Origin of the sequence: Halodesulfovibrio sp., assembly GCF_025210605.1 — a bacterium.
Lineage (GTDB): Bacteria > Desulfobacterota > Desulfovibrionia > Desulfovibrionales > Desulfovibrionaceae > Halodesulfovibrio.
In genome coordinates, this window is the sequence record NZ_JAOARI010000004.1 from 116,661 (window position 1) to 128,430 (window position 11,770).

At 41.6% G+C, this 11,770-nt stretch carries 8 protein-coding genes and 1 tRNA gene; 3 read left to right on the top strand and 6 right to left on the bottom strand.

The genetic code is table 11. From position 1 onward, the window contains the following. Positions 1-114 precede the first annotated feature (114 nt). Together N4A56_RS02225 and N4A56_RS02230 are read left to right on the top strand one after the other, a co-directional pair. Positions 115-849, top strand: coding sequence for a GntR family transcriptional regulator (locus tag N4A56_RS02225; protein WP_293668671.1), 735 nt, complete (start codon positions 115-117; stop codon positions 847-849). Positions 850-1,073: 224 nt separating this feature from the next. Continuing rightward, positions 1,074-2,096, top strand: a complete 1,023-nt coding sequence (locus tag N4A56_RS02230; protein ID WP_295544773.1) for a hypothetical protein — start codon at positions 1,074-1,076, stop codon at positions 2,094-2,096. 217 nt (positions 2,097-2,313) lie between these two features. Here N4A56_RS02230 and N4A56_RS02235 read toward each other — a convergent pair whose 3' ends face one another. Continuing rightward, positions 2,314-2,529, bottom strand: a complete 216-nt coding sequence (locus N4A56_RS02235) for a hypothetical protein (protein ID WP_293668668.1) — start codon at positions 2,527-2,529, stop codon at positions 2,314-2,316. A 392-nt stretch (positions 2,530-2,921) separates the two neighbouring features. On the opposite strand from N4A56_RS02235, the gene N4A56_RS02240 reads away from it, so the two are divergent. After that, a tRNA-Leu gene (locus N4A56_RS02240) sits at positions 2,922-3,008 on the top strand. A gap of 344 nt (positions 3,009-3,352) precedes the next feature. Here the strand turns inward: N4A56_RS02240 and N4A56_RS02245 are convergent. The 5 genes from N4A56_RS02245 to N4A56_RS02265 form a co-directional block, all read right to left on the bottom strand. Next, positions 3,353-4,990: a hypothetical protein gene (locus N4A56_RS02245; RefSeq protein WP_295544775.1), complete on the bottom strand. Its 1,638-nt coding sequence runs from the start codon at positions 4,988-4,990 to the stop codon at positions 3,353-3,355. Positions 4,991-5,435: 445 nt separating this feature from the next. Beyond that, complete coding sequence (locus tag N4A56_RS02250; protein ID WP_295544777.1) at positions 5,436-6,758, bottom strand: HlyD family type I secretion periplasmic adaptor subunit; 1,323 nt, start codon at positions 6,756-6,758, stop codon at positions 5,436-5,438. Then, positions 6,755-8,866, bottom strand: a complete 2,112-nt coding sequence (locus N4A56_RS02255; protein ID WP_295544779.1) for a type I secretion system permease/ATPase — start codon at positions 8,864-8,866, stop codon at positions 6,755-6,757. Before N4A56_RS02255 ends, N4A56_RS02250 begins: the two co-directional genes overlap by 4 nt. Beyond that, positions 8,859-10,193, bottom strand: coding sequence for a TolC family protein (locus N4A56_RS02260; protein WP_295544781.1), 1,335 nt, complete (start codon positions 10,191-10,193; stop codon positions 8,859-8,861). Before N4A56_RS02260 ends, N4A56_RS02255 begins: the two co-directional genes overlap by 8 nt. A 66-nt stretch (positions 10,194-10,259) precedes the next feature. Then, a partial coding sequence (locus tag N4A56_RS02265; RefSeq protein ID WP_295544783.1) for a calcium-binding protein occupies positions 10,260-11,770 on the bottom strand: 1,511 nt, incomplete at its 5' end.

The following is an 11,770-nucleotide window of genomic DNA, read 5'->3' on the forward strand; positions in this document are numbered from 1 at the left end:
TGGGTTAACTTTTATATGAAAAAACGCTTTTTATTGTTATCGAGTTTTGGTGCATGTAATTAGAGAGTCACTCTAGGGTAAAAAGACTAGAGAGGAATTTTGTTTGGGGGGCTTGTGAAGGGATACGAGGAATTACTTCAAAAATTATCAGTAGTTGTGAAGGAGAGAAACCTTCAACCGGGGGATAAGCTTCCTCCAGAGCGAGAGCTTGCTCCGCTTATCGGGGTTTCCCGAAATACTCTGCGAAATACACTTCATAAACTTGAAGCTTGCAGGCTCGTGTCCATCCGCAGGGGAAGTGGTACTTTTTTGCACAGCTGTTTGCTGGATCTAGAAGATACTAACCAACCAGAAAGACGAGATTCAACCCGCCAGATAGCAGAGCAATGTGAAGCTGCATACTTGATGTTACCAATTATTGCTGCGCAAAGTGCAGAAAATATTGGAATACGACTTATTGATAAGTTGCAGCACTGCAATGTTGCTTTGTCCCGCAGCCTGTTATCCGGCTCAACTTCAATGGTCTTTGACGATATAGTCTCTTTTTTGCGCATGCTGGCGCAGGGAGCTAATAATCAATATTTGATGAGCATAATGGAACAGATTTGTGCTCCGTCTGATTTATTCGGGGAAGTTTTATTCAGACTGACACAAGAACAGCGTGGTAAGCTTTTTGCTTCGCACGTAAAACTCATTCATGCCTTGCGTGAGCGGAACAGTAAGCAAGCTGCCGCGTTGATGCAGCGATATGTACTGTTTATTTCAAATGTTGCGGAGGAGCATTGCGGTGTTCGCGCAACGGACTTGGTTTTTGCCGCTATGCAGGAATACGAAGAGGAATGGCTGTGAAGATTGCCTGAACCACATGAAAAGCGAGTGACACTGTAGGGCACATAAAATTTTATTACAGGTTCAACTCGATTATGTATCGAATGATACATTCCGCTCGGTAATGGCGGTATCATTACCTTTGCTTAACTCCCTAACACCCTGAACGCTCAGTAAAGGGGATAAGGTCGCCTGAAGCATTACGCTCCCGTTATGGGGCTTCAGGCGGCTCAAAAGGAGACTGTATGTGTGTAATTCCAAATTCAATTTGCCCACATGCTGCATTACGAGAGTCTAGTACTGCCGCATCAGAAGTTTTTAAGGCAATTATTGTCCGTTCGAACTTTATTCCTGAAGTGCGGCTACAGTTAGGGTGGCGCGGCGTGAGTGATTGTTCTTTCTCATCAGCCGCGTGGACTATGAAAATAGCAGGGTACTCCGGAGTATTCGGCATTCGCTGCGGTTCAGTTATATCTCAGGAAGGGCTTTCTACAGGAGTTTTCCCTGTAAGCTATTTTCCTGATCCTAATGAAAAGCTGGTGGATAATTTTTCTGCACAGGCAGGGATGATTACGCGGCGTGAAAAATATAAAAAGTCGCTCTGCAAATTTGTCCAACATGCTGCTTTTTGTGATGCTTTTACGATTGGAACTATACACGTTTCAGTTTTGCCTGATGGTAGCGGAGTTTCTTTAGGTATTGAGTCAGCATCGCAATTTGTATCGGTTGCTGTTGACGGTGTTCGGGGTAAAAAAGAGCATATTGAGTCTGAGGTGGTTCCTGCTGGTGGTGTCGATCAAAATCTTCCTGCATGGGGGATTGCGTATGATTTCTTTCGCGTGCTAGCGGCTTCTACATCTTTCTGTTTTCAACGCAGACCTGACAGTATTTTAAAAAGAACTCGTGAGGGACGCAAAGTGTACTATACAGCGGCTGGCAGCTGTTATGCTGTTCCTGATAAGGGGGGCGTTGAGACGCAGTTTATATTGCAATATGGGGAAGTACAGGACAGTACACAGGCGATTCGGCGAAATGAAGGATGGCGGATGCCATTAGAGGTTGTGTGGCAAAAGGAACAGCCCATACCGGAAAAGCTGCTCAATGAACGGTGGTGGCAGTTGTCTCCTGAGACGCAAAGTGACCATCTAAAAAAAGCGGATTGTAAGACATCGTGTAAACCACGCCTTAGTGCTCTGGCAGGGTTGCTGGAGGCTGGTAAAGTAAATTTTGTCCGTGATTGTCTCGAGTGTCAAATTACTTGTAGTTAGGGGGCGTTAATTCGGAGGGGATACTGCTAGGCGGGGGACACCTGCAAGAAGAAGGTTCTGCTTAGGATCTTTGTATGCACAAATTAGAATCGCACTCTATTTGCATAAGCTAGATAGGGTACTTGGTATAATCATACACTTTACGAATGAAAAATTACCAATAGAAATGCCCCTCATGGTTGCTCACATGGGGGGCGTACCTTTTTGAGAATCATGTTCAACTTTCGACATTGTGGTCAACAATACAAACCCCGTTGCGTTGAATTGAATTGAATATGTCGTAATTTTTGTAGAGCGGTGCACACTGCCACTTATCAATAGGCTGGGAACTCACAAGTTGGGCTGTTTCTGGAATGGAAGCATGTTTTCTGTTTGCATTACAGAAATAAACCTTGAACGAATTGTCAGCATCTTTGAAACAATCCACTAGCATGATTGACTCCTTGAGGAGTTAAAAATGTTCAAATGCCTTATACAAAAAGTTTACGGCGCTACGGTAAAAACTCCAATTAGAATGTTGCGACCGTGGCGTGAACCTATGATGGTTAGGGGCTGAGCAGGCGCTAAGCGCATATAATATCCTCTAGATATAATTAGATCTAAGTGTCAGTGCTCCAGCTTTTTGTAGATTTCATCAGAGAAAGAATTTTATGTGCAAGAAGGCAAGATTGAAGGGCGGAGGTGCTTTTTTGCATATTTTTGACATTTGAGAATAGAAATGTCCGAAAATTCCGTATCAAACTATGTTTTTTTGAAAAAAATTAAAAAGAATCTCTAAACTGGTTGACAGTTAAGGCTACTTCCCATAAACACCATTTCACACATGCCGGGATGGCGGAATTGGTAGACGCAGCGGATTCAAAATCCGCCGGCTTTACAGCTGTGGGAGTTCAAGTCTCCCTCTCGGTACCATGTGCAAATTCAAGGGTTTACAGTGGTATCTTTCGATCAAACTGTGAACCCTTTTTTGTTCCCTAGTCGTATTTTAGTCCGGTATTGGTCCGGTCTCGCGAACTTATCACGGGAAACTTGCCTTTCTATCCTTCACAGCTTCTATACTAATGTCGCCGCGATAGCGGTTTCTTTCTTTTACCTCACGAAGAAGCGTAGCGCAGAACTCTTACCCTATGTTTTCTTCTAAGTGTTTTCTTATCAACATCATATAGATGCATAACGATTTTTTTGGGTGTGATGGGGGTACTTGAGTTAAATTTTTTAGTGCTACCTAACTTGCTTAAAAAAATGAATGATGGAAGTTAATCACGAGGAGGAGAATAATTAACTAATGGAGGTAGTGGGTGATCAAGCAAGTAATCAGAAATCTTCACCTTTGTTTTGAAATTAGATTCACTTTGTAGCTTCCATCCAATATTTATATTATGTTTCTCAAGTTCGCCTGCTACGACCACTGTATCACTCTTGTCTAGTAATTTAAGTAAAGAACGAGCTGTATCTTCTGACAAATGATAGAATTCTAAATTTGTAGCTTTACTTGGATCAAAGTAAAATTCAACTTCACCATCAAAGGCGTCAAACTCGACATTCGCCATTTTATCTAGAATAGTTACTTTATTCTTTCCATCCCCAGTGCGTATGGAGGATTCAAAAATAGATTCGAACAAAAGGTAATTATCACCGTCTCCAGTCGAAATTTTACTGCGATGTGCTTCTTCAATAGTCAGCTCGTCATCACCGTTGCCAGTATTTATTTTGCTATAAGTAGAACTATCGATTCTTACCCTATCATCACCGTCGCCAGTTAAGATGTTACTGCGATGTGCCTTTTTAATAGCCAGCTCGTCATTACCATTGCCAGTATCTATTTGACTGTAAGTAGAACTATCGATTTTTACCTTATTATTACCGTCGCCAGTGTCTAACCGGCTAGCATTAAAGTTATTTACCACAACCTTATCACTACCGTCGCCAGTATGCAGCCGACCATAATTAAAATTATTTACCACAATTTCATCATCACCATCGCCAGTAGAAAGTGAGCTACCCTGAAGAGTATCCGCCGTCACAGTATCATTGCCATTCCCAGTCTGTATAGAAAATTGGGTTTTCTTTTCATTTGTTGACGGCGTGTATATATTAACACTGTCATCTCCATCACCAGTTGATATAAATATATCATCTAAGCCCTTGCTAGTGCTCGAAACAACATGCACTGCATCATCTCCGCCCCCTGTATCTATATTGCGTTGCGTAGTTGCAGTTGCCTCAAAATAGTCTCGAGCGCCGCTCTTATCTGTAGCAATCTCGTCATCAATAAAAAGAAGAAAGTCATCTCCGCCTTTAAGGTTTCTCGGCATACCTCCTCGTGACGAAAAACTGACGACGATATCGTTACTATCTGTCCCTTCCCCTTCAAACTGATTAATGCTTAATTCACCATTTTTATTTTCTGAAATAACAATATCACTATCAACTGAAAACCGCATTTCTTCCCCTGCACTTGTAGTGACAGTTAAATAGAGCGTATTCTCATCATCCCGATCAGCTACGGTTTCAAACGTGAATGAGTTACCATGCGAGGTAGTATGTGTAATTGGCTTTTCAATAGCTGGAGTTGAACGTGGAGCGGTTTTTCCAAATCCATGAGCACCTATTCCTTCCGCATATTTCCTACCTTCTTCCATCATTTTTTCACTTACACTACCAGAGGGGGGAGTGTGAGCGTTGGCAGGCGCAGCTAATGCAGAATCATTATCCAATTTCTCAGCCTGCCTAGTATCCAGTACCTTTACCCCTTCATCGGAGATAGTGATTCTATCCCTCATTTCTGGTGCAGCTTGCATAGACCTATTCTCTTTCTCTGCTCGACTTAACAACGTACCAGATGACTCTTTAGCTAAAAAAACATCAGAAATTGACATTAGGGAAACTTGCATGGGATGTCCTCCTACATAAAAATGGTAGTGTGTACTCACTTTGTACGTATTGACGATATCGGTTTCTTACTAATTAACTTTAAGGTTTTTATGCGTAAACTTAAGTAGTGGATGTAGAAAGTTTTTTGATAAGGCATGGTTAGTTTGTAAGCTTTGCTTAATACGTAAAAATTTAAAATAATGCTTTTGAGATAATGCAGCTAGAATTTATCGATGTGTGAATAACGATTCTTTGAAATTCAGGCTGCTATGATTTCGAAGGAAAAGGTAGCTGACAGTAAAGTGAAAACAAGGAGAGTTCTCATGAGATTTCAGGCGCCGCATATTTAAATTGGAAAGCGAAGCATGCGCAAATCAAAGCCCCACTAAATGTTTGTAGCAATCCGGTAACGGCAGCTTAAACATTTAGTGGGGCTTTGGTTTTTAGAAAGTGTTGGGGGAGTGACTATTGCACACTTAGTCCCTCATCTAAATATTTAATGAGAGGGTAAATAAAGAATTCAATAAGCCTTCTGGTGCCGACATTAATTTCCGCAAGTACGGTCATGCCTGTGCTCATTGGTACTATTTCATTTTCAACCTTTAATGTTGGGTTTTCGATTGAAATGTATACCATGTAGATGTCACCGAGCTGCTCATCTTTTATGCTGTCTTTTGATATTTGGCTTACTTTGCCTTCGAGAGTTCCATAGCGTTGATAGGTAAAAGCGTTAACTTTAACCGTTACAGGCATGTCCTTTTCAATAAAGCCTATGTCTTTATTTAGAACTTTTGTTTCAACAACAAGTGGGCTGTCTTTAGGTACAATTGAAATAAGTTTTTCGGCAGGGGTAACGACACCGCCTTCTGTTGTAATCAATACTTCGTTGATTGTTCCAGTAACAGGGGAGGTTATATTCTGCTTCTTATTTGCAAAAGAAATCCTATCAAGTCGAGCCTTTGCTGACGCAAGTTTCATGGAAGACTCAGCTAACTCTTCGCTTAATTTGTTCGTAAAGTTGTATTGTAGCGCCTCTTTTTGATGGTTCAGCAACTCAAGGTGTGTTGTTACTTCTTTAATTTTGGCAGTGATATTGTTTGAAGCAATTTTATTTTCGAGAATTTTTCTCAAAAGATCATTGTATTCATTGCGCGGAATAATATCGATAATAGGATCGAGACGAGTTTTTTGTTCTTGGTAGGTTAGTAACAAGTCCGCATAGTCTTTTTTCTCGATTGTTAGTGCCGTGAGCTGCTGCGTTGCTTTGTGAAGCTCATCATCTTTGGCTGCAATTTGTTTATTGTATCCATTTTTGAGTGAATTAAAGATATCGTGCTGTACCTGCACCGTTTCTTTGCCAAAAAGTAACTCGTCGGGTTCGAAAGGGCGGTTAGATATCAGTGATTCCAACCGCATTATTGTTATTTTATATGTTTTGTATTCTTCCCGCAGTGATTCGAGGGTCGGGTCTGTGGCTGATGGGTCAATCTGAACAAGCAGTTGCCCTTTTGTTACTTCATCACCTCGTTTGCACAAAATTTTACGGATTACCCCTGTTTCCAGTGGCTGCACAATTTTGACTTTTCCTGAAGGAATGAACTTGCCTTGTCCCGATACTACAATTTCGGTTTCACCAAATGTAAGCCATGCAATGCTCGCAAAGATAATGATGATAATAACCCAAAGAACTAGAGATCCTAACGGGTTTGCAGGCGTCTCTTCGATTTCTGTGAGAATAGGTTTAAAATGGTGACTATCGTCACGTGATAAGAATTTTAAGAAACTCACTGAGTGCACTCCTGAAGAGTATATAACTTTTTGTAGTAACCATTTGGAATACGCATGAGTTCGTCATGAGTGCCAGCTTCAATTAGTTCACCATTATCCATTGCTAAAATGACAGAGCAATTTTTAACAATGGAAATTTTGTGTGCAATAATGAACATGGTTCTGCCTCTGGCAATATTCTGTAAGTTTCTACGAATAATAAGCTCGGATTCGATATCCAGCGCGGATGTTGCTTCGTCGAAAATTAAGATGCGAGGGTCTGTGATTAATGCTCGGGCAATTGCAATGCGCTGACGTTGCCCACCAGAGAGACCTTCACCGCGCTCACCAACTTCGGAATCATACCCTTTAGGAAGTCGGGAAACGAAATCATGAACTCCTGTGATTTTAGAAACATGGAGCACTAAGTCCATAGAGGCATTTGGCGCTCCCATTACAATGTTTTCTTTAATAGTTCCGCTGAACAGGTAGTTTTCCTGCAATACCACGCCAATATTACTGCGGAGCCATACCGGACTTACATGGTTGATATCAACGTCGTCGATACGTACGCTGCCTGCCGAAGGAATGTAGAGGCGCTGAATCAATTTTGACACGGTGCTTTTGCCGCTTCCACTTCGCCCAACAATCCCCACGCAGCTACCTGGAGGAATGTTAAGGTTAATGCCTTTAAGAACCATTGGTGCGTCGGGGGCGTATTTGAATTGAACATTTTCGAAAACGACATTCCCCTCAAGTTTGTTGAGAACAATTGCGTTTTCGCTTTGAACTTCCGAAGGGTGGTTTAATATGTCGGAGAGTTTATCAACAGAGATAAGTGTCTGCTGAAGTTCATTCCATACACCGATCAAGCGTAGAACTGGACCAGAAAATTGTCCGGATAACATGTTGAATGCGATAAGCTGACCGATGGTAAGCTCGCTGTTCAGCACGAGTTTAACGCCAAGATACAAAATAGAAATGGTCATGAGTTTTTGAAGAAAACCGGCTGTTCCCCTCGTAATATTACTCATGTTTGTCATCTTAAAGTTTGAAAAAACATAGCGCCCTAAATGGTCTTCCCATTTCCTTTGAATACTTCCTTCAATTGCGAGCGATTTTACCGTTTGAATGCCTGTTACAGACTCAACAAGGTAAGAGTTTGATTTCGCACCCATCTCAAATTTTGTATTCAAACGTCTTCGCAGTTCTGGTGTAATACACAGGTAGAGCAAGCCAATAAGCGCGACAAACCCAATAACAATAAAGGTCAGTTGCACGCTGTACATGAGCATTACGACAACAAAAACAATGGAAAAGACTAAGTCAATAAGAACCGATACTGTTTTGTTGGTAACAAAACTGCGGATGTTTTCTAGCTCGCGAACTCTGGCTATGGTGTCCCCAACTTTTCGAGCTTCAAAATACGGGCATGGTAGCGACAGCAGGTGGCGAAATAGTTGTGCACCGAGCTTGGCGTCAATTTTGTTTGCTGTATGTGTGAAAAGGTAGTTTCGAGCTAGGTTAAGTATGTATTCAAAAACAGCGATGACAATAAAGCCTATTGCAAGAATCTTTAACGTTGTCATGGCTCTATGAACAAGAACTTTGTCCAGAATAACCTGCGTAAAGAGCGGGGTAACCAAGCCGAAAAGTTGTACAACAAATGATGCCAGAAGAATTTCTGCCATAATACCTTTGGCGTTGAAAACTTCTTTGAAAAACCATCCCAGCCCAAAGCGGACAGATTCTGATAGCAGGCGGTGGCTGAGAATAATATAGCGATCAGTCGTTAGCTCGTTAAATTCTTCCAAAGGAACAGAACGGGTTGCACCTTCTTCTGGAATGTAAATAAGGACCGTTTCTTCTTGTTCTTTGTACCCCAGCACAACAAAGAAACGGTCATCTTTAGACTGAGCAATAATAGGGTAGGGGTATTTTTTATGGCACTTATCAAGGGGCAGGTTCTTTTTTTTAGCCCGCAGCCCAAGCCTTTTAGCTATTCGAACCAGTTCGTCGCTGGAAATGTCATCGGATGAGATACAGTGCTCTCGTACGATGTTGGCAATATCAATTCGCACTTTATTGATGCGTGCAACTACTTCTAGAGAAACTAATCCACTATTCATGTCTTGTAGCCTCCATTTGATACTGTAAGCGCAACAATTCATGGGATAGTTCTACAACGCTTTTACTGAGTGCAGCTTTTTGTTCTAAAAGAACAATGCTGCGTCGAATTGCAGTTTCTGCGTCAATTTCTTTCGCTTTTTTTAACCGCTCGAGCATGTCGAGTTCATTTTGAAGAATATGTACCATGGTGCGTTTTTGTTTTTGGTCTTTTAGCAGGTATTTATACTGGCGCTGACTAATATTGAATTCAGTTTGGAGCTGTTCTTTTAATTTTCTTTGTTCAGCACGGATTCTTTTTTCAGTCAGTTCAGACTGACTAACTCTGTGTTGGTTGCGAAAAGCATCTGTAATAGGAACAACTAGCGAGACACCAACCGTGAAGTTAGATTCCGAAATATCCTGATAGGATTTCATCATGTCTTTAGCATTTGAACCATAAAGCAGGTAGGAACTGTACAGTGATACTTTTGGAAAATATTCCCCTTTTGATGCAGCTGTACTTGCTTGCTGACTGGCTAACTCATACGTGTAGCGCTCGATACTAGGATGTTTTTCAACATTGAATAAAAAGTCTGATAGGTCAGGGCGTGGCAGCTCTGTAAACAGGGTGTCTTTGGATAAAGGGTTACCTGTATAAAAAGAGAGTTCCTCGAGTCGTTTATACAATTCAAATTCATGCAGTGAGAGTTCGTTTTCTCTTTTTTTTAGTTCAGTAAAGACTCTGGCTGAATCAATAGGGCCTTTTTTACCCGCTTTGCGCAGGCGGTTTGTAAGATTGTTTAGCTCTTGTGAGTAATCGACAATCTTTTTTAAATTGTCCATTTGCTGTGATAGAGTCAGAGCCGCTGCATAGGAATTGAGTACACTTATGCGAAGTCGTAATTTTTCTGCAAGCTGTGTAGATTCAGATGCAAGTATGGATTTTTTCAGAGCTAACTCTTTTTGAACTCGAGCACCGAAATCATAAAGAACGTAATTTGCCCTTACAGATACAGAGTTTTGGTATTTAGTACCTGTTGATTGTACTATGTCACCAACAGAAACAACTGAACCCCATCCATGACTTAAGTCTGAAGAGTATTCACTGTTCCCTTGTATGCGTAGTGAAGGGTAAAAATCATATTGTTGATCGTCTAAACGTTCTTGTTGCAGTTTTGTTTCAATAGAAAATTTATCTAAGTCTGGTGAGTGTTTTATTGCTTGTTCTTCTAATATGCTAAGAGAAATGTTTTCACAATAACTCTTTGTTGTTCCTGAAATAGTTGTGATGAAAAGACTGAGTGCCAGAATGAATACAGATTTTTTTAAATAGAACGCAGTTTGCACGTATTTCTCTCTATATGACGCAAAAAACTCGCCACATTGCTGTAGCGCAATGTGGCGAGTTGTTTATTAGTTATCCCAAGCAGCAGTAATGATGTTCATGAGTTCTTGGCTTTGTTTCACATCTTCAACAGAAGTGAAATCAATACCATGATCTGATGCATAATTAGATAAATCAGCGACAATCTGATTTATCTCTGCGGAAGAAAGGGAACTACCAGAAGCCAACTGAATATTTTCAATTGCATTTTTGGCGTTTGCCTGCTGGTAAATGGTTACCTTGTCTGTGTCGCTAACAGATACAACTAGATTTTGTCCCTGCATGTAGAAAGCGATATCGTCTTTTGTGATTGTATCACCAAATCGCAATGTATCAGGGTCGAAATTAGCTTCACATGTCATAGAGAAGTTGTCACGGATAATGTCTTGTCCGTCACCTTTGTTGAAGACATAGTTGTCACCGTAGTGACCTCCATTTAGAATATCAATGCCTGTGCCTCCAATAAAGGTTGCTTTTCCTGACATTGCAGACAAGTTGTCATTTCCAGCACCACCATACAGTGTAGCTACTGTAGAGCTTGTGTATATTGTGTCATTTCCAGCACCACCATCAATGATGCTCGCAGTAGAGCCTGAAATCATGACGGTATCGTTGTCACCATGGCAGTTGATAATTGTGGTATTATTGGTGAGAGGTAGCATGTGGAAGTCCATGCCTTCTGTAAGCTCAATAATAGACAATGCGGAAGAGAATTCTAGCTTGGTGCCATCTGGGAAGCAAATCTCTTCAATTCCAGCTGACGCACCTGACAGGGCACCAGTAATTCTGATGGAGTCTGTATCGGTGTCTCTGAAGTTGATAATGAGATCATTACCGTCAGATGAGTAGCGCAGGTCTTCAATGGCAATGCCAACACCGAATTGTAATTTGTCTACACAACTGCAATTTGGATCAGTGGATGCTTCATTGATAGTGTCGTGACCGTCACCTTTGTTGTAGATGTAGGTATCGTTGCCAGATCCACCAGTGAGAGTATCGTCACCTGTGCCACCGGTAATAACGTCGTTACCACCGCCAGCATTAATGGTGTCATTATCTGCCCCACCAGAAAGTGTATCATCTTTGTCACCAGTGGTGATGGTGTCATCACCGGAACCGCCGTTAACAACAGCTGTTACATCGCCACCCGTAATGGTGTCATCACCACCGTTAGCGTCGATAACAGCAAGGACTGCATCTGTAGGAATAACGATAGTGTCGTCGGCATCTGAATGTGTCTGGCAGGCAATAACAGCTGCGATAGCAATTGCAGTGCCGTCAGCCAGAACGATTTTTTCAACACCATGAGATGGGTCAACAAGCCCGCCTGTGATGCGGATTGAGTCATCATCGTGACCTTCAATTCCAATGATAAGGTCATCGCCATCAGCTTTGAAGGTAAGATCACCAGCAGCTACACCAACACCAATGTTGATAACGTCAATGTCGACGCAAACATCGGTACAAGGTTTTTCGTTGATGGTGTCGTTTCCATCTCCAATATTGAAGATGTATGTGTCACTACCAGAACCGCCCGCGA

Bases quoted from the DNA above. Each gene is read 5' to 3' on its own strand.
- N4A56_RS02230 (WP_295544773.1), top strand. From the start codon at position 1,074: ATGTGTGTAATTCCAAATTCAATTTGCCCACATGCTGCATTACGAGAG.
- N4A56_RS02235 (WP_293668668.1), bottom strand. From the start codon at position 2,529: ATGCTAGTGGATTGTTTCAAAGATGCTGACAATTCGTTCAAGGTTTAT.
- N4A56_RS02245 (WP_295544775.1), bottom strand. From the start codon at position 4,990: ATGCAAGTTTCCCTAATGTCAATTTCTGATGTTTTTTTAGCTAAAGAG.
- N4A56_RS02255 (WP_295544779.1), bottom strand. From the start codon at position 8,866: ATGAATAGTGGATTAGTTTCTCTAGAAGTAGTTGCACGCATCAATAAA.